The following is a 20,101-nucleotide window of genomic DNA, read 5'->3' on the forward strand; positions in this document are numbered from 1 at the left end:
AATAATTATTTCAGAGAGGGCTAGGTTGCTGTAATAGTCTATAATTATATTAATGAAGTGCACCTTAGAGTTTAATTCTTGAACTAAGTAGGGAATTATGGGTTCTCCCATTATAGAGACTAAGTATTATAAGTACTTAAGAAAGATGGATATTTTATATCTAATCAGAGTGGAACCGTGGAAGTTAACCTTCTGCCTCTGTAATTACAGAGGCAGAAGGTTTTTTTAATCTTTAGGAAATTATATCATATGATAAGTTGTTAATAACTTAAAGAACAAAATATATAAAGTAATTATCTTAAGAAATTATTTATAAAAAATCAATATAAAAATAGGAGGAAAGAATATGAATATCAATATTAGTTTTAATTTAATTTTAGCAGTAATATTATCATTAGTAGCATTTTATGTAATTTATTTAGTAAAGTCAAAGACTAATAAATTTTCTTATGCAACTTTAACAGCTTTAGTAATAGGCCTAGCTTTAGGAGCAATATTTAAAGAAAATCTTGCATATCTAGAAGTTGTAGGTAAGGGGTATATATCATTAATTAAGATGATAGTAGTACCATTAGTTATGGTTTCAATTATAACAAGTATAATAAGACTTAAAAATTTAGATACATTAAAATCAATAGGACTTAAGACTTTAGGAATACTACTTGGAACAACAGGGGTTGCAGCAATAATAGGTATTATAATAGGAAAATTATTTAATTTAGGAAATGGCCTAAATTATGTTGGAGTGGAAGGCTTTACAGCAAGAGAAATACCAGCATTTTCGGAAGTAATATTAAGTTTTTTACCATCTAATCCAGTAGCTTCAATAGTAAATAATCAAATTATACCAATAGTTATATTTTCGCTATTTGTTGCAATAGCTTTAGTTATTGAAGATAATAAAAATCCAGAAAAAGTTAAGCCTTTCAAGGACGTAATATTATCAACTTATGAGTTAGTATTAAGTATAACTAGAATAATATTAAAGTTTATACCTTATGGAGTATTTGCATTAATTGCAACTGCAGCAGCAAAAAATGGACTAGACACTATAAAATCATTAATAGCTGTTATTTTAGCAGTATATATAGCATGTGTATTACAAATATTATTAGTTCATACACCATTAGTAGGACTTATAGCAAGAAAGAATCCACTTAAGTTCTTTAAAGATATTTTTCCAGCACAAGTTGTTGCATTTACAAGCCAAAGTAGTTATGGAACATTACCTGTAACTATTAAAAGTTTAGTTGAAAATGCTAAGGTGTCTGAAGATGTAGCAAGCTTTGTTGCTCCACTTGGTTCAACTATAGGAATGAATGCTTGTGGTGGTTTATATCCGGCTATAGTAGCTATATTTGTAGCAAATGTATTTAATGTAGATTTGACTATGTATCATTACTTCTTAATAGTAATAACTACTATAATATCTTCAATAGGTATAGCAGGAGTTCCGGGAGCAGCTACTATGTCAACAACTGTAGTATTATCAACTGTTGGATTACCTGTAGAAGGAATGGCTATGGTAATGGCGGTAGATGCTATAATAGATATGATGAGAACAATGACTAATGTAACTGGATCAGCTGTAGCAGCAGTAGTTGTTGATGAAACAGAAAAGAGAAAAAAAGAAAAATCAGTACCTAGAGCAGTAAAAGCATAGATAAAAAAAACTATATGATAGACAAGTCATATAGTTTTTTTTTATTTACTTTTTTATTTTAATAGATTAACTATTTCTTCAAGCTTCTTACCACCGAAGTAAACTTTTTCGTCATTTACTATTATTGCTGGTACGCTCATTATTTTATGTTTATCTTTTAAATCAGGGAAGTTTGATAAATCTAACATCTCTGTTTCTATATTAGGGTTTTCTATAGCAATTCTTTGTGCTGCTACAACTACATCAGGACATACATGACAAGATAGAGATACTCCAACTTTAATATTTAATTTCTTATCAATAGATTTAATGTCTTTTAAAACATCTTTGTTTATTTCTTGACCTGGACCAGCTATATTATACATTGCTAATATAAATGAATTTAATTCGTGGCCACCAGGAACTCCATGGAATTTAACACCACTATACTCACCATCTTTATTTAAAATAGCAACTATTGGGAATCTATTTGCATGAACTTTGTCTTCTATTTCAGGATTTTCACCTTTTTTATAGATAAGTGCATTAACTTTATCACTTAAATCAGCTATATCTAAAACTAAATCTCTTAGTTCTATTGATTTCTTATTAGTTTCATCTACTATTGAAACTAATGATATATTACTTTCAAATCTAGCTAAAACTCCTTGTAATTGTGATCGTAAAGCATCATTTAATAAAGCACTTTTGCCAGATTTACCACTAGAAGCAATAGGAGATTCTTTTTTAGTTTCTACTTTTTCTTCTTCCACATGTTCATCAACAATTCCAAGTCTTTCTTTTTCAGATGCTACATATCTTTCTGCATCTGTTGCAGCAATAGCACCATCAGCAACTGCTGTTACCACTTGTCTTAACATCTTAGGTCTTAAGTCACCAGCTGCATAAACACCTTGTATATTAGTTTTCATATTTTCATCAGTTAATATATATCCCCATCTGTCCATATCTACTTTATTTTTAAATACCTCAGTTTGTGGTTGATATCCAACAAATACAAAGATACCAAATGTTCCATCTTCTTTTGGAGGATAGTATTCAGAAGTTTCATTAGTTACATTGTTGATTAGTTTTACTGATCTTAATACATCATCACCGACAGCTTCAACAACTTCAGTATTAAATCTAATTTCGATATTCTTATTAGCCTTAACTTTATCGCCTATGGACTTAGCACAAGTAAATTCAGGTTCTCTTGCAATTATAATTACTTTCTTAGCAAATCTAGTTAAGTAGATAGCTTCTTCAGCAGCAGCAAAACCAGCACCAATTACTAGAACTTCTAATCCTTTAAAGAATTCGCCGTCACAAGTAGAGCAGTATGCAACACCTCTACCACCATATTCAATTTCTCCTGGGAATCCTAATTTTCTTGGGGAAGCACCTGTAGCTATAATAACAGATCTTCCTTGGATATCGCCAACATTTGTCTTAATAGTCTTAACTTCTCCATTGAAATCAACATCTATAACATCAGCAGTTTGGAATTTAACACCAAAATTTTCAGATTGAATTCTCATTTGAGAAGTTAATTCTGAACCGCTTGTCTTTACTATACCAGGATAGTTTACTACCTCAGCAGTAGTAGTAATTTGACCACCTGTATGTTCTTTTTCAATAATTAAAGTTCTAAGTTTTGCTCTTCCAGCATATAAACCAGCAGATAAACCAGCAGGACCACCACCGATTATAATTAAATCATAAATATTTTTGTTCATATAAGCCTCCTCTATAAAATAGAATATATACTTATTATTCTATTATTAGTTAATAATTATTATTGATTGCTTTGTTAAAAAAATAGCGAGTTTCCTCGCTAATTTTTTATAGTGGAGGAGAGTATCTCCTCTATGTTATATATTATAGTTTTCCAACTAAGTCTAAGCTTGGTGTTAAAGTTTCAGCTCCTGGAGTCCAGTTAGCTGGGCAAACTTCATCTCCATGTTCAGCTACGAATTGAGCTGCTTGAACTTTTCTTAATAATTCTTCAGCATTTCTACCAATTCCGTTTTGGTGAACTTCGTAAGCTTGAATTGTTCCTTCTGGATCAACTATAAATGTTCCTCTTAATGCAAGACCTTCTTCTTCAATAAGAACTTCAAACATTCTTGCTAATTTACCAGTAGGGTCTCCTAACATTGGATATTGAATCTTTCCAATTGTTTCAGTAGCATCAGCCCATGCTTTATGAACAAAGTGTGTATCTTCTGATACTGAGTAAATTTCAGCTCCTATTTCCTTAAAGCTAGCATAATGATCAGCTAAATCTCCTAATTCTGTTGGGCAAACAAATGTGAAGTCTGCTGGATAGAAGAAGAATATTCCCCACTTTCCTAAAACATCTTCCTTAGATACTTCTACAAACTTTCCGTTGTGGTAAGCTTGAACCTTAAAATCTTCTATTTTCTTTCCTATTAATGACATAAATTTTTCCTCCTCAAATCTTTTTAATATTCTTTATGTATTAATAATAATTCTTATTTAATAATTTGTCAATGTTTTTTGAAAAGAAAATGAAAATTTTTATCAATTATTTTAATACTCAATATATTTGAAAGAAATAATGTGGAAAATATATACATATAATGTTTAAATAAAAATTAAGAAATTTAATACAGGTTGTATATACGATATATTTGGTATAAAATATATTTAAAAGTAGATTTTTTAGGGAGGATTATATTCTTGAATAAGGGTGGAATTAGATTATATTATAAGAATCAAGAGGAACTTAGCTACGCTTTAAGAAACTACATAGATGATTATTTTGAAGGGAACATAGAAGACGAGGCATTAGAAGAAAAAATCTATATGGTGATACAAGCTAATAAAAACAAATTTTATAAAGACAATGAAATTGCTAAGAAACCTAAACAAATACTAGGTAAGACAAGACTTAATGTTTTAGAACAAATATTAGAAAAGAAACAAGGTGAGTAAATCCACGGTATTTAATTTAACAAAAATGATAATTGATAGACAATACTTGCATAGATCCACTAGATTGAAGGCAGAATTTTAATAAAGAAATAAGGAAGAGGACATACCTCTTCCTTATTTCTTTATCCATTAAGTCCTAATGTTATTATTGAAAATCCAAAAAATTCTGGAAGTAGTTTTTTAGATTTTTCATAAGTTAATCTAAAATAATAAGAATAGTCATTTGTTTCCAGGCTTAAATAAGTTTTAAAATACTCTTTGGATGTATCAGTATCTCCGATTTTTTCATAACATTCACTTAAAGATAAATATACTTCTCTAATAATGTTATATTTAATAGAAAAACCTTCTCCTAGAAGAATAGCTTCATTATATTTTTTCATATCATAATAGGACTTAATTAATAAAAAAGTAATGTAGCTATTAATGTATAGATTATCATTTGAGTTAAGAGCTTTAAGATAGTTATTAGTTGCTAAAGCATATTTATCTAATAGATAATATTCATTTCCTATATAATAATAATATAAGTAGTTTTTTTCATCTTCATTATAAGATAAGTAAATATCTATATTTCTATTACATCTTTCTGTTAAGCTTTTTTTAGTAAAATCAAATCCAAAGTTATAAATTAAGAATTCTAAATTCATTATTTCATTTAAATAAGAATCTTTATAAGTTGAATTAAGAAGTTTTTCATTAATTTTTCCTGAATAATAAAAACCAGAGTTGTTTTTAATTATTCTAAGCATATGTTTTCCTTCATAGGCTTTATTATCAATAATATTTATAAGTTTCAATCTAAAACCCAGAGTGGATGAATTATCTAAGAAGTTTTTCATTTCATATATTTGAGAGTTATCTAAAGCTTCATCACAATCTATAAACAATATCCAATCTTTAGATGCCATTTCTAATGCTTTATTCCTTGCAAAGCTAAAATTATTTTGCCAAGGAAATTTTATTACTTTAGCATCATACTTTTCAGCAATACTTATAGTATTATCAACAGATCCTGTATCTACTAATATTACTTCATCAGCTATACCTTTTATGCTTTCAAGGCATCTTTGTAAGTTTCTCTCTTCATTTTTAGCTATAATGCAAACACTTAAGGTATTCAAATTAAAATTTCCTCCAATAAAACTTTTACATTATAGAGTATGAATATATATATATTTATGCTAATAATAGAAAAATATATATTCTTCAGAAATTCTACTTAAAATTGCTTATTACTTTGTAAATTTATAAGTCATAAGCAATTTTTTATATAAATTAGAATTTTCTATGAAAAATTGCTGTTTTCTTTTCGTCTTCAAAATCTTTTAAAGAAGTTATTCCTATTTTATTTAATACATCATCCATAGTAGAGCTATGAGTAGCAACTTTTATTGGAGAATTAAAGGCAAGGTTATCTACATAAACTTTTCCTTGCTCTTTTGGAATAAGTGATTTAGGACCACCAACACATCCGCCAATACAACCCATTCCTTCGATAAAATTCGCTTCTATCTCTCCATTTAAGGCTTTATTTAAAATATCTTTACATTCTCTTACTCCTTCAGCTTTAATTGCTTTAAATAGTTTCGCTTTCTTAGGATATAATTCTTCAACTGCTTCACCAACAGCAATAGAAACTCCACCAGTACGAGCATATAATCTACCACCTCTTGAAGCATAATCTCTAGTAGGTATACCTTTTAATTCACTTGGATTAATCTCTAAAGCTTTAAAAATTGAATCTAGTTCTTGGAAAGTTAATACAAAGTCAATATCACCAGCAATATCAGGGTCCTTTGCTTCAGCTTTTTTTGCAATACAAGGGCCTATAAAAACGACTTTTGCATCAGAATTTAATTTTTTTATTACTCTTCCAGCACCAATCATTGGGGAAATAGAAGGGGATAAATCAGGAACTAATTCTTTATAAACTTTCTTTAACATACCAACCCACATAGGACAGCAACAAGATGTAATCATTAAATCATCGGGTCCATTTACATGATTATTAAACTCTACAGCCTCTTTAATTGTTATCATATCAGCAGTAAAAGCAACTTCAATCATATCACTAAAGCCAACTTTTATTAAGGCTGCTCTTAGTTGATCAAGAGATACATTTTCACCAAACTGTCCCATAATTGCTGGGGCAACAGCAGCAATAACAACTTCGTTATTTTTTATTAAATCAGCAATTGGTATAAAATCAACTTTATCTAATATTTTTCCTTCTTTACAGGAATCTACACATAAGCCACAGCCTATGCATTGATCATAATTAATGAAAGTAGCTTTATTATCCTTATCATACATAATAGCATCGAATGGACAGCTTAATTGGCATTTATACTTTTCTTCTCCATCTTTTTTACAGTTAAGGCTACAACTATCAAGTTTTTCTATTAGTTTTTTGTTTACGGTATAATTAGTAATTGCTTTTTTTAAGTTATAAATATAGTTATTGTCAAATTCTAAAGAAACTCCACAAAGAGAAGTAATGATTTTAAAGGTTTCTTGAGGAGAAATCTCATGACAAACCATAATATTTGAAAGAGTTTCTTCAAAGTTTCCTTTGTAATAAGATTTTACTAAAGTATCAAAAAGATCATTATATTTGCTATGCATTTTTTACACCACCCATAAATTATTTGTTTTTAGCAATACCATATTCTATTAATTAATATTATACTCTTTTCATATTTTTAAACAAGAAAATAAATAACAAACAAATTTAACTAATGTTTATAAAACAGTAGATATTTTATGCATTTTGTCTTAGAATGAACTTAAGAGAATATTGGAGGTATAAAAATGGAAAATGAGTTTTTTTGGAATGCATCCATAGAAGAAATAGAAAAGGGCTTTATAGAAAGCAAAGATGAAATAAAGTGCCTAGTTTGTCAAGAAAGTTTTGAAAAAGGAAGAATATATGAGATAGATGGTAAGTTTTATGATTCTATGAAAGCAGCAGAATTTCATATTAAAGAAAGGCATAAATCTATGTTGACTTATTTACTAAATATGAATTCTAGTTATACTGGTATTTCATCCTCTCAAAAATCTGTAATTGAGCTTATAGCTTTAGGATATACAGATAAAGAAATCGCTCAAAAGCTCGGAATTGCTAATTCTACTATAAGAAATTATAGATATAAACTAAGAGAAAAAGAAAAACAATCAAAGTTATTTTTAGCTACTATGAATTTATTAACTAAAAATATAAATAAGAAAATTAATATGTTAGAGGAAGATATTATATGTGATGCTCATAAAGGAGCAACTACTTTAGATGATAGGTTTAATATTAGTAAAGATGAAAAAATAAAAGTTATAGAAACTTACATGGATGAGAATGGAGCCTTGAAAAGTTATCCTTCAAAGGAAAAAAAGAAGATTATATTGCTAGGAGAAATAATTAAAAACTTTAATGTAGGTAAAAAGTATCAAGAGAAAGAAGTTAATAGGATATTAAAACGAATATTTGAAGATTACGTTACAATTAGAAGGGCACTTATACAATATGGATTTTTAGATAGGTCAAGAGATTGTAGTGAATACTGGGTGAAAGAATAATGATAAAAAATTTTTTGGAATTGAATGCAGATGAAAAGAAAAAAGCTTTAGAATTTATAAGTAAAAATAATAAAACTTATAAATCATTATGGGAATTTGAGAGTGAAGTAAATAATAAAATATGTAATTATGGAGAAGGAATAATATTTTATTTTGAAAGTAATGAAGTAAAAGGTAAAATATCTGTAATATTAGAATTAGCAAAAAAATTAAAAACTATTTATATTAACAAAATGATATGCCCAAGTAAAGATTTAAAAATAATAGGAGAACTTATTGATAAAGCAAAAGGAATTGCTAGGAAATATGATGCTAATAAAATTTCATTAGGTATAAGGGATGAAGATTTATTAGCATCAATAGAAGAATTGAGGATGTTAAGAAGTTATTCATCTTATAATATGATATTGAAAAAAAGAAATATTAAATATAATGGGTTAGATAAGGTAAAATTGTCAACTTATAATATAAAAGAATATGTTGATATTTATAATAAATCATTTATGGATATGCCCCATGGTACTTTTATTGAGATAGAAGATGCAAAGGAATATTTAGATAATAAAGATATAAATGAAGAATATTTTATTATAGTTAATGACAATAAAAATATAGGATTTCTAAATACTACAATTAGAGAGAATAAAGGTTTTTTTGACATAGGTTTAATAAAAGAGTATAGGGGAAAAGGCTATGGGAAAAGACTTTTAGAAACTGCAATTATATTTTTAAATGATGTAAATGTTGAAAATATATGTTTAACTGTTATTGAAAGTAATAATATAGCCTTTGAAATGTATAAAAAAAGAGGCTTTGAGGTTTATGAAAAGCTAAGTGACTGGATAGAAGTTGATTTATAATTTCCTTCCTTTAGTCCTGAAGTGCTTCTATTAATTTTGTGATGACTTGGAACCTAGAAACAGAACAAAAATTCATAATTCCGAGGAATGAGGAATTATTACCTTGAGTCTGTAGAAGTAAATATGTTGCATTAGGGCGACTTGGAGCTTGCGAGGTCGCGACTAATATAACATATTTACTTATTTTTTATGCTAAACCTGAAAGATGTTCAATTAGTATTTTAATTCCAATAAATATTAATATAATACCTCCAAGTAATTCAGCATAACTTTGCATGTATTCTCCAAGTTTTTTTCCAAGAAAAACTGCAAAAAAACTTAGAATAAAAGTAGTTATTCCTATAGTTATTATAGAAGGAATAATACTTACACTTAAAAATGCAAAACTAACTCCAACTGCTAAGGCATCTATACTAGTAGCAATTGCTAAAATAATTAGTTTCTTGTAGCTAAATTCATCCCTTTCGCATTCTGTTTTGATATTAGTCTCTCCACCAGATCTAATATCCTTAATAGATTCTACTAGCATTTTTCCACCTATAAGTCCAAGTAATATAAAAGCTATCCAATGATCAAAAGATTTTATATAGCCTTCAAAGTATGTACCAACCCACCAGCCTAAAAGAGGCATTAATGCTTGAAATCCGCCAAATAGTATTGCTACTCTAAAAGAATATTTAAATTCATCCTCTTTTAAGCAAAAACCTTTAGCGAGAGAAACAGCAAAGGCATCCATAGATAAGCCTAATCCTGTCATAAAAATAGATAAGAATCCCATAATAAGTACTCCTTTATTAAGAATTTATTTAAAGAAACTGTCGCCTTCATTTTTCATTGTGCGATAGTATCTTTCTTGCTTTGCAGGAATTTATAAAAAGATTAGCTTTTGAATAGCTTTTTATAAATTCTTTCATTCAGCTTTTTAGTGAATCTATTAATTTTGTCATGACTTTGAGCATAGCGACAGAATGAGTAAAATTAATAGATGTACTTATGTTAAACAAATAAAACGAGACTTATACGTAGCAAAGCTACGCATAAGTCTCGTTATTTAATACTAAGCCAGAACTACGTTCAATATGTTGACTTAGTAACTCTTACTTAAATTAGAGCTAACTACTCCCTTATACAATGAATATTTATACTTTAATATAATATCAAACAATTAAAATTATATCAATAAAATTATGGATAATTATTATTAGATGTATTTACATAATTGTAAATCTTGGATAAAATAGTGAAGTATTTATTTGAAAAAATATTAGCCAATATTAAGAAGGAGGTAATCTATGAAAAAAAGTAGTAAATTTGCAGTAGCTGTTGGAACTATAATGGCTTTAGCATTATCATCAAGTGTTTATTTCTTTACTATATCTCAAAAAAGTAATGACATAAAAGATAAAGAAAATTCAATTGTTCAAAATGATATTGATGATACTAAACTAAGTGTTGGGGAAGAAAGCAATAGTAATGATACTATTAATAAAGATGGAACACCACAAAAAGATGAATCAAATGTTAATAATTCAGTAAACTTAAATACAAATAATAATACAAACACAAATAGCCATTCTAGTGGTGCTGGACAAGAAAGTATAACAGGTCAAGATGCTAATAAAAAACCAGAAATACAAGGAGAGTCAGAAAAGCCAGGAAACATAGAAAATCAAGGAGATTCAGAGAAACCAAATGAACCAGGAAACTCAGAGAAGCCAGGAAAACCAAGTGATCCAGAGAATCCAGGGAATGATGAAGATCCAGATGAACCAGGAGATTCAGAAAAGCCAAATAATCCGGGAGATATTGAAAAGCCAGAAATAGTAATTAATGATATTACTATAACTAATAATGATTTAGTAAATGGTGTAGCAACAATATCAAATAAGGAATATAAAAATATTTATATTGATTCATCAGTATCTAACGGAAAAATTGTATTAGATAATGTTAAAATTAATGAAAAGTTAATATTGAAAGATGGGGTACAATACCAAGTAGAAGTAAAAAATTCAACAGTACCATATGTAAAAGTAGAAAATAATGAAGAAAAAATGTATCGTGATTCATTATCAATTATTAATAAAAATATAAGTGGACCAACTTTATATTTAGAAAATGTAAAAGAAATAGATAATGTGGATGTTGATGGTAATATATCTATCTTAGGTAATGGAAAGATTTCGAATTTAAATATACAAAATGGAATTTTAGTTATTGCTATACCTACTGAATTTATGAATATTGATAAAAATTCAAATAATGTTGATATAACAATAAATGGAACAGTAAGTGAAATTAATGATAATGGAAATGGTACAAGCATTGGAGTTAATTCTAAAGTAAATAAAATAAACTCAAATGGTGAAAAAAGTAATATCTATATTAAAGAAGGCGCGATAATAGAACAAGCTACTATTAATGGTGATTCTACTAAGATAATGGGAAATGGTACATTAAATTCAGTAGAGATTAATGGAAGTAATACAGGGGTTTATACTAAAACACCTGAAGATAATATTCAAATAAATCAAAGTGCTAGTAATACATTTGTTGGAAGAGAAGAAAAATATGAAATAAGTAATATAAATCTAAAACAGCAAGGAGTAATTGAGTTTACTTTAAATGAAGCTACAAGTAGACCAATAACATTAGAAGAAATTTCTGTTATTTGTCATGGTGGAAATACTATGAGCGTATTTAATGTATCAACTACAGATAACAAAACATATACGTTAAACACATCATATTATAAAGATAATACATATGAAATATATATAACATTACCAAATAAAAATATAATAAGTAAGGAATTTGATTATAGCTATAATCATCCTACAGCATCAAAGGTAAGTGTCGATAGAACAAGTGCAACAGAAGCTACTATTGATATTTATGGAGTTGATGAAGGTGGATATTTATACTATAAGCTTGTAGAGAAGAACATATTACGTTATCAAAATAATGTAAGTGTAGATGAAATAAAAGAAAATGGTACTAAAGTAGCTATAAAGACAGAATATAATGAGATATTAATATCAAATTTAGAAGAAAATAAAGAATATGATTTATACTATGTTATGGAAGCATATGATGGAAGAACATCTCCAGTTTATGGACCTGTTGAAATAGGCATTTATGAGGATAAACAAGAAGATAATGAATATAAATTGGATTATGCAGCAGAAGAGGAAGTTAATAAATTTGTATTTACATTTAACAAACCAGTAAATGGCGAATTAAAATTAGAAGACTTTAGTATTATATGTCCAACTGAATCTGCTCTTACAACTAAAGGGGCAAAATTTAGTGTAAGCTCAGATAAAAAAACTTATACAATTATTGTACCAGACAATTATGGACATAAGGATAATAAATATACTGTTTCAGTAAATATGCCTGATGGAAGTGTTGTTAATGGATCATTTAGATCACATTTTAATCCACCTTCAATAACAGGAGATTCTATAGATCATTATTCACAAAATAAAATAAAGTTTGAGTTTAATTCAGATGAACATGGTACATTATATTATGGTGTATACGAATCGAATAATTCAGTAGTTGTTGGAGATTCAACTACACCAATGGCTGAGGATGTACTTAGTGGTAAGGTAAATAGTACAAAAGCAGTTCTAAATTCAGGATATAATGAGCTGGATATAGATTTATCAGGATATAATTTAACAAACAAATCTAGATTATGGGTGCTATTTGTTGATTATGATGGTAATTACCGTAAGGGATTTGTAGACCACTTTAAGATACCAGAATTTATTGCTGAACCTGATGGAGGAGAAGAAGATAAGTCTTCATTAGATATTACTAATATAGAAATAGATGAAGGTTGGATGGGTACACTTTTAGAGTTAACCTTTAATGAAGATTTAACTAATACATTTGGGCAAAATGATATAAAATTACAATCTTTAAGTGGTGTAAATTTACCAGGTAAAATTGGTATGTCTGTGTCATTCCCTTCTGACAAGCAAAATTATGCAAGTATAGAATTTATGGGCTTGAAGTTATCAGCAGGAGAGTATCGTATAACTATTAAAACATATGACTCAAAGGATAGACCTGTTGAAATAATTAAAGAATTTACGGTAAAATGATAATTTTATAGATGTACTTATGTTAAATAAAACGAGATTTATAGCTAGCAAAGCTAAGTATAAGTCTCGTTTTTTAATATTAAGATAGAACTACGTCAAATATGTTGATTTAATGACTCTTACTAGATTAGAGATAATTATTCCCTTATACAATGAATATTTATACTTTAATATAATATCAAACAATAAAAATTATATACTTATAGTAAATTAAGAGTATATTATTATATAAATAGTTTATTTAGGAGAGGAAAATGTTAGTATTTAATAAAATTATCTCGTTATTTTTAATAATATTAATTGGGGTATATGGAACAAGAAAAAACATAATTAATGAAGAGGTAAATAGAGGACTAAGAAGGATACTTTTAGAAATAACATTACCGTTGTTAGTAATCAATTCATTTACATTTGATTTTAGTGAAGGAATGTCAAGAAATGTTTTATCATCATTTATATATAGTATAGTTTTTATGGCTATTGGTGGAATTATTTCTTATATTTTATTAATACCTATGAAAAGTGAAAAGAGAAAGATTTTACATTTTGCTAATGTATTTTCAAACTGTGGTTTTATAGGGTTTCCTATAATTAACAGTTTGTATGGAGCAGAGGGGGTAGTTTACACATCAATATTCAATATGGTATTTACAATTGTACTATGGACTTATGGAATAATGATTTTTTCAGATAAAATATCAAGAGAAAATATAAAAAAGGTTCTAGTAAATCCAGCAATAATTGCAGTGTATGTTGGAATTCCTATGATGATAGTTAATATAAAATTACCATCAGCTATATTAGATACCACAAAAATAGTAGGAGATATGACAGCACCAATTTCTATGATAATAGTAGGAAGCATATTATCAAAAGTAAATATAAAAGATGCTTTTAAAGAAATATCTGTGTACTATGGATCTTTAATTAAATTAGTTTTAATACCATTGATATTAATTGGAATTAAAGTTGTTTTAAAGGATAATTCTAATATAATAAATACAATTATAATTATACAAGCTATGCCTGCAGCTGCTATGACGTCAATATTAGCGGCAGACTTTAATAAAGAAAAAGAGTATTCAGCAATAGTAGTATTTATAACTACTTTGTTATCTATAGTTACAATACCAATAATTGCGAGAATTATTAGTTAGAATCACTAATTTTTAATTAAAAACTTTTATTTGTGCAAAAAATATACTATAATTAATATAAGTTATAATAAAATATTTATTTTATAAATAGCAAAATAGAGACAACTTAGAGTTTGAGGTGAAGAATATGGATTTAGTTTGTTTATGTAAAGGCGTAGAAAAAGATGTAATAGTTAAAGCTATAAAAGAAGGCGCAGATACATTTGAAAAGGTTCAAGAAGCTACTGGAGCAGGTACAGGTTTCTGCAAAGCTGGTAGATGTAGAGGAAAAATTGAAGCTTTAATTGAAGAAAATAAATAATTTTTATATAGGAGCATTAGATAGTTCTAAGGCTCCTAATAAAGAAACTGAATTTAAACGTTATCATAAATTATTAAGATTTGATTAAATATGTTAAATTGGAATAAAGTGTAACGAATTTGTCAATTATTCATTTTATAATAGAATAAAGAATTAATTATAAGGGGGAGAGAAAATGATGTTAAAAGTAGATGCTAGTAAGCACTGTAGTTTTAATAAAGCAGTGAGAAAGCTATTTTATATGAAGCAAAGTATTAATAATTCGAGAACATATACTGAAGAAGAAAAAAAGCAACTAACAAGAAAGATTGAAAAGGATATCTATAATATTTGGAATAGGACTAAGTATGATTTAAACAATAAGAAGGGATAATCTATCATTATTTTTATACTTAACTTCAAAATAATTAAAGAGGAGTATATCTTAATGATAAATAAATTTAGTAAAAAAGATATAGTTAACTTAGTTAATATAAAAGTATATGATAGAAGCAAAAATCAGATAAAAGTATATAGTAAGTCATAAATAAGAAGTTAGGAATAAATATAGTCTAACTTCTTATTTATTTTATTCTTAGAAAATTATTTGGATTTTTAAGTTATAGGATTTTGGCAAATCTTTTTTAATGATAAAATAAATAACAGAATAATATTTAACAAAGGAGGATTATATGTTTTTTATAGGGATTTTCGGTATAGAAAGCAAAGAAAAAGAAATAAAAGCTATTGATAAATTATCTTGTAAATCTTGTAATAGAATTACTAGAGGAAAATTAATAAAATCTTATAGCTTTTTTCATTTTTTCTTTTTACCAATATTTAAATGGAATGAAGAATATTTTGTAATATGTGAAGAATGCAATACTTTATTTTCAATTTCTAAAGATAAAGGAAAGGCTTTAGAAAGAGGAGAAGATAGAGAAATTACATACTGGGACTTGAAGGAAGTAAATAAGTATCATGAGTATAATATTGGTTGCAGTAACTGTGGAAAAATAGTTAGTAGTAATTATAAATATTGCCCATATTGTGGAAATAAAATGAAATAGTATTATGTGCATAGATATTAAAAAAATGGATAAATTAACAGATAAGAACGTTAATTTGAAGGGAGAAATATTTATGTATAACAAGATTGAATTACCATATGCATTTAATGCATTGGAACCATATATTGATGAGGAAACAGTAAGAACACATTATGAAAAGCATCTTCAAACGTACGAAACTAATTTAAATAAGGCTTTAGAGGGTTATGAAGAATATACAAAAGGAAAAACGTTGGATAAATTAATAAAGGATTTAGAAGATTTACCAGAAGAAATAAGACCAGCAGTTGTTAATAATGGAGGTGGAGTATCTAACCATAACTTATACTTCTCAATACTTTCGCCAACGCCAAAGAAAAATCCAGAAGGTAAGCTATTAGAAGAAATAAATAAAACCTTTGGAAGCGTAGAAAACTTAAAAGAAGAATTAACTAATGCAGCTATAAGTCAATTTGGATCTGGTTATGGCTTTTTAGTTAAAGATAAGGAAGGAAAATTATCAATAGTTAAAAGAGTAAATCAAAACTCACCAGTTATGGATAATCTAATTCCTATTTTAACTATTGATGTTTGGGAACATGCATACTATTTAAAATATAAGAATTTAAGAGCAGATTATGTTAAAAACATATGGAATGTAATAGATTGGGAAAAGGTTGAAGGACTTTACGAAGACTGTCATAACATTTAATAAATTCCTTCTTTCAGTTTTGAAGTGCACCTATTAATTTTGCGATGACTTGGAGTAGAGCTACGGAATAAAAATTCATAATTCCGAGGAATTGGGAAGTATTACCTTTAGTTTGTAGAAGTAAATATGTTGTGTTAGGGCGACTTGGAGCTTGCGAGGTCGCGACTAATATAACATATTTACTTATTTTTTGTAAACTTATAACGATATTTATTTTAGTACTAATTTAACTTAATTATTATAGTATAATTGTATTATTAGATTTTTTATAAGGAGACGAGAATTATGATTAATTTTGCCCATAGAGGAGCAAGCTCTGATTATCCAGAAAATACAATACTTTCTTTAAAGGAAGGGATAAAATCAGGGGCGAAGGGATTAGAAATTGATGTTCATAAAAGTAAAGATAATAAACTAGTAGTAATACATGATGAAGATATAGAGCGTACTTTTATGGGAAGGGGCTTAGTTAAGGATTTTACTTTAGCAGAATTAAAATCTTTTAAGAATAGGAAAAAACTTTTTAGAGATAATGAGGAGTGTCGTATTCCAACGTTAAAAGAGGTTTTAGACTTAATTAAAGATAAAGATATATTATTAAATATAGAATTAAAAACAGATATTATTCCATATCCCAATATTGAAGAAGATGTGATTAATTTAATAAATGAATATAAATTAGAGGATAAAATTATATTATCGAGCTTTAATCATGAGTCTATTAAAAAAGTAAAAGCTATAAGTAAAATAAAGACTGGTATTTTATATAAAAAACCTATAAAGGATGTAGTTCAATATGCAAAATCATTAGGAGTTGATGCAATTCATCCTGATTTAATACTTGTATCTGAGAAATTAATTAAAGAAGCTCATGAAAATAATTTAATGGTAAATATATATACTGTAAATATTCCATTTTTTATGAGATTACTTATTGCAAACAATGTAGATGGAGCTTTTACAGATTATCCAGAATTATTAAATGAAATATTACAAGAAAATAATATTTAAGTATTAAATATTATATGTGAAATATAATATTGATATAAAGTTTTATAGTAGACTATAACAATCAATACTATATTTCACATCATATTAACTTTTTATAAATTTTACTATATTTTTATTGAGCTTAGTTAATCTTTACTAGAAGAAAATAATTTAGTGAATAGTCTTTTTATATCAAAAGCACTGGATTTCTGTAAGGTGATTTTTTTTAGTTCGCTCTTTAATAATTTTAGTTCTGTTTCTTTTTCATAATATATTTTTCTTAACTCACCATATTTTTTTTCTTTATCCTCTAAATTATCTTGAAGAGTTGATACACCTTCATATAGCTGAAGGCTATTTTCATTAAAGATGGTTACAAGTTCATTTATAGAATTAAATTTATTTTCATAGGATAATAATTTGTTTTTTTGCTTTTCAATAGTATCTTTTTGCTCTTTAATTAATAAATCCTTTTCTGTGGAATCTATTTTAGTGATTATATTATTTGATTTACTAGGAATATCCTTATTCACTTTAGATGTTGATATAAAATAGTGAAGATAAAACGAGTAGCTAGTATTTTTTGTTCTTTCATCAATTAATCCAAAAATAGTATCTATTAATAAAAGATTAGGAGAACTTATATTTTCTATAAATACTTCTCCCATATGCTTAGTGTGATTATTTTCTAAAAAATTTGATATATATGCTACTTTATAAAGGGTTGAGGAGTGTATTATATCACTTTGATAAGGCTTACTAAAGGATGCACCTTCATTAAGAGAAACAGTACTAATAAGCTCATTATTTTTAAGCCAAAAACACCAAATATAATCGCCTATTACAAATAAAGAAGAAGTGATTATATTTTTATTTCTTGTAATTGTAGTATAGTTATGAGAAGATGAATTTCCTTTGCAATAATTAAGAAAATTACTTTTGTTATCATCTGTCTTTGTATAAATAGAATGAAAATTATCTTTAAAATATAATAAACTATATTCCTCAAATTGGAAGAGTGATGAATCAATTTTATAAAATTCGGACCAACTTCTAGAATTTATATTAAATATTTTATATCCAAGAATATATTTATTCTCTTTTAATTGATACATAATATATATGTTATTATCATTAGTTGTACATAGAGAAAAAAGTATATTATGTTCTAAATTAATCTGATCAATTAATGATTGAGAATTCGAATTACCTTTTTCGTCAATTAAATTAGAGTATATACTTACTATATTTTTATCTTTGTTATAAATACTATAAAATAAGAATAAATTATTATTATTAACTATAGTTTTAAAGTAAATATCTATTTTTTCATTATCGGAAGTGGTAACGAGATAATGACTTTTCCATTTTGAATTATTAAATAATTTCATAATTAATTGTCCAGTAAGGCTTTCATATATAATACATATTTTATCATTTTGTAATAATTCTGCTGAATATTTTCCAGTAGTTTCTCTAGTCAATACACTATAGTTTGACCATTTGTCTTCTTGATAAATTTTATAAATAATTCCTAATCTTTCATCATATGCAAAGTTCAATATAGTACCATCAGACTGTTTTAAAAAATACATGTCTTTTTTTATAGATATCATTTAATTTACCTCTCTAATTAATTATACTGGTATAGAATATGCAATTAATATTTAATTTAATTTCTTTCTTTTAGCTTTGAAGTGATAAAATATCTTAGCAGGGTGATTTGGAGCGTATCGACGGAATAAAAATTCATAATTCCGAAGCATGAGAAATTATTACCTTTAGTTTGTAGAAGTAAATATGTTATGTTAGGGCGACTTGGAGTTTGCGACGGAGCAACTAATATAACGTATTTACTTCTTTTTTACTATTGGGCTATTAATTATATTTCCAATTAAAAACTACTGCTAGCTTTTAAATTGTTGCTATGGACAATCTGGAAGTATAAAGGCCCCTGTTACTTTTACAAAGTATTCTCCCTTATTAAATGTTTGAGAAATTGGGGAAACAGAAAGGGTACTTGAATTAAAAATAATTTTAGAACGAGAAATTATAGCATCTTCATAAATACATTTACTACCAATAACTCTATCTACACTAGCACTATTAGAATAACAGGCAGATATATTTGAATCACTAGGATAAGCACAAGCTCCAGAATTATCAATACTTATATTTATAATAAATGGAATGGATCCGATAATTCTTATGTCCCATCTTGGAATTCCATTACAAGAGCATGGATCAACTATAGCTTTTAAGCAGCTTGGATCTATAAGAATTTTAGGCGATACAGAAGTATTAGGAATAAAATTTCCTGGTATAGCTATTGAAAAACAAAATGGTATTTCACGGCTATTAGAGTCTATAGTAGCACATGTAGTTGAATGATTAGCAGAACATGAAGGATGCCTTTGAACTTTTACTTCTAAATTTCCAGTTACTTTTTCGGCAGTTTCTAATTCTTCGTCTGCTTCTAATTCATTGTTTATTGTTTCTGTAATTTGCTGACCGATATTATTCATATCTTTCATAATATCTTTAATATTTTTCATATAGATTCTCCTTTAAACTTTTTCATTTGAAGACATATTTTTATGTTATATATTATGCAAAGTAGGATGTATTTGTTCGATTGTTAAAATAACTTAAAAATTTTGACTTATGAAAAAATATATAGGTAAGGTTTCATATTATTTTTGATTAAATTAAGTATTATTGCGAATATAAAGTTAAATTTTAAAATATATTTAGTATAG

The 20,101-nt window shown here is 26.9% G+C and carries 18 protein-coding genes and 1 other annotated feature (1 of these 19 only partly in view); of the genes, 11 read left to right on the forward strand and 7 right to left on the reverse strand.

Going from position 1 to position 20,101, the window contains the following annotated elements:
- Positions 1-203 (forward strand) — a binding site (T-box leader) (it extends 31 nt beyond the left edge of the window).
- Positions 204-346: 143 nt separating this feature from the next.
- Positions 347-1,663 (forward strand): dicarboxylate/amino acid:cation symporter, encoded by a 1,317-nt coding sequence (locus ACQPUY_RS04360; RefSeq protein ID WP_430839705.1) that lies wholly within the window; start codon positions 347-349, stop codon positions 1,661-1,663.
- Between the two features lie 53 nt (positions 1,664-1,716).
- Here ACQPUY_RS04360 and ACQPUY_RS04365 read toward each other — a convergent pair whose 3' ends face one another.
- Positions 1,717-3,381 carry an FAD-dependent oxidoreductase gene (locus ACQPUY_RS04365; RefSeq protein ID WP_430839706.1) on the reverse strand — a complete coding sequence of 555 codons (1,665 nt, stop codon included), beginning with the start codon at positions 3,379-3,381 and terminating at the stop codon, positions 1,717-1,719.
- A 142-nt stretch (positions 3,382-3,523) separates the two neighbouring features.
- Positions 3,524-4,087 carry an alkyl hydroperoxide reductase subunit C gene (gene ahpC, locus ACQPUY_RS04370; protein ID WP_430839707.1) on the reverse strand — a complete coding sequence of 188 codons (564 nt, stop codon included), beginning with the start codon at positions 4,085-4,087 and terminating at the stop codon, positions 3,524-3,526.
- A 261-nt stretch (positions 4,088-4,348) separates the two neighbouring features.
- On the opposite strand from ahpC, the gene ACQPUY_RS04375 reads away from it, so the two are divergent.
- Entirely contained in the window at positions 4,349-4,603 is a 255-nt protein-coding gene (locus ACQPUY_RS04375; protein ID WP_430839708.1) for a TIGR04540 family protein, read from the forward strand.
- Positions 4,604-4,725: 122 nt separating this feature from the next.
- Here the strand turns inward: ACQPUY_RS04375 and ACQPUY_RS04380 are convergent, their stop codons facing one another.
- Both ACQPUY_RS04380 and ACQPUY_RS04385 read right to left on the reverse strand, forming a co-directional pair.
- Positions 4,726-5,727, reverse strand: a complete 1,002-nt coding sequence (locus tag ACQPUY_RS04380; protein ID WP_430839709.1) for a glycosyltransferase — start codon at positions 5,725-5,727, stop codon at positions 4,726-4,728.
- Between the two features lie 154 nt (positions 5,728-5,881).
- Positions 5,882-7,231, reverse strand: coding sequence for a [Fe-Fe] hydrogenase large subunit C-terminal domain-containing protein (locus ACQPUY_RS04385; protein ID WP_430839710.1), 1,350 nt, complete (start codon positions 7,229-7,231; stop codon positions 5,882-5,884).
- A 186-nt stretch (positions 7,232-7,417) separates the two neighbouring features.
- Here ACQPUY_RS04385 and ACQPUY_RS04390 point away from each other — a divergent pair, with 186 nt between their 5' ends.
- Positions 7,418-8,179 carry a DUF2087 domain-containing protein gene (locus tag ACQPUY_RS04390; RefSeq protein WP_430839711.1) on the forward strand — a complete coding sequence of 254 codons (762 nt, stop codon included), beginning with the start codon at positions 7,418-7,420 and terminating at the stop codon, positions 8,177-8,179.
- Complete coding sequence (locus ACQPUY_RS04395) at positions 8,179-9,039, forward strand: GNAT family N-acetyltransferase (protein WP_430839712.1); 861 nt, start codon at positions 8,179-8,181, stop codon at positions 9,037-9,039. Before ACQPUY_RS04390 ends, ACQPUY_RS04395 begins: the two co-directional genes overlap by 1 nt.
- Positions 9,040-9,226: 187 nt before the next feature.
- On the opposite strand, the gene ACQPUY_RS04400 is transcribed toward ACQPUY_RS04395, so the two are convergent.
- Positions 9,227-9,817: a manganese efflux pump MntP family protein gene (locus ACQPUY_RS04400; protein WP_430839713.1), complete on the reverse strand. Its 591-nt coding sequence runs from the start codon at positions 9,815-9,817 to the stop codon at positions 9,227-9,229.
- A 514-nt stretch (positions 9,818-10,331) separates the two neighbouring features.
- Here ACQPUY_RS04400 and ACQPUY_RS04405 point away from each other — a divergent pair.
- The 7 genes from ACQPUY_RS04405 (at position 10,332) to ACQPUY_RS04435 (ending at position 17,363) form a co-directional block, all read left to right on the forward strand.
- Positions 10,332-13,154, forward strand: coding sequence for a hypothetical protein (locus ACQPUY_RS04405; RefSeq protein WP_430839714.1), 2,823 nt, complete (start codon positions 10,332-10,334; stop codon positions 13,152-13,154).
- A 254-nt stretch (positions 13,155-13,408) separates the two neighbouring features.
- Positions 13,409-14,311, forward strand: a complete 903-nt coding sequence (locus ACQPUY_RS04410) for an AEC family transporter (protein ID WP_430839715.1) — start codon at positions 13,409-13,411, stop codon at positions 14,309-14,311.
- Positions 14,312-14,438: 127 nt separating this feature from the next.
- Positions 14,439-14,612 (forward strand): (2Fe-2S)-binding protein, encoded by a 174-nt coding sequence (locus tag ACQPUY_RS04415; protein ID WP_430839716.1) that lies wholly within the window; start codon positions 14,439-14,441, stop codon positions 14,610-14,612.
- A gap of 175 nt (positions 14,613-14,787) precedes the next feature.
- Positions 14,788-14,985: a hypothetical protein gene (locus tag ACQPUY_RS04420; protein ID WP_430839717.1), complete on the forward strand. Its 198-nt coding sequence runs from the start codon at positions 14,788-14,790 to the stop codon at positions 14,983-14,985.
- A gap of 298 nt (positions 14,986-15,283) precedes the next feature.
- The gene (locus ACQPUY_RS04425; protein WP_430839718.1) at positions 15,284-15,661 is read left to right on the forward strand and encodes a zinc ribbon domain-containing protein; all 378 of its coding nucleotides are present in this window, start codon (positions 15,284-15,286) and stop codon (positions 15,659-15,661) included.
- 73 nt (positions 15,662-15,734) lie between these two features.
- Positions 15,735-16,352: a superoxide dismutase gene (locus tag ACQPUY_RS04430; RefSeq protein ID WP_430839719.1), complete on the forward strand. Its 618-nt coding sequence runs from the start codon at positions 15,735-15,737 to the stop codon at positions 16,350-16,352.
- Between the two features lie 285 nt (positions 16,353-16,637).
- Complete coding sequence (locus ACQPUY_RS04435) at positions 16,638-17,363, forward strand: glycerophosphodiester phosphodiesterase (protein ID WP_430839720.1); 726 nt, start codon at positions 16,638-16,640, stop codon at positions 17,361-17,363.
- Between the two features lie 125 nt (positions 17,364-17,488).
- Here the strand turns inward: ACQPUY_RS04435 and ACQPUY_RS04440 are convergent, their stop codons facing one another.
- Positions 17,489-18,958: a hypothetical protein gene (locus ACQPUY_RS04440; protein ID WP_430839721.1), complete on the reverse strand. Its 1,470-nt coding sequence runs from the start codon at positions 18,956-18,958 to the stop codon at positions 17,489-17,491.
- A gap of 309 nt (positions 18,959-19,267) precedes the next feature.
- On the reverse strand, positions 19,268-19,897 hold the full coding sequence (locus ACQPUY_RS04445; RefSeq protein ID WP_430839722.1) for a hypothetical protein: 630 nt from the start codon (positions 19,895-19,897) through the stop codon (positions 19,268-19,270).
- Positions 19,898-20,101 lie beyond the last annotated feature (204 nt).

Origin of the sequence: Clostridium nigeriense (genome assembly GCF_050585245.1) — a bacterium.
GTDB classification, from domain to species: domain Bacteria; phylum Bacillota; class Clostridia; order Clostridiales; family Clostridiaceae; genus Clostridium; species Clostridium nigeriense_A.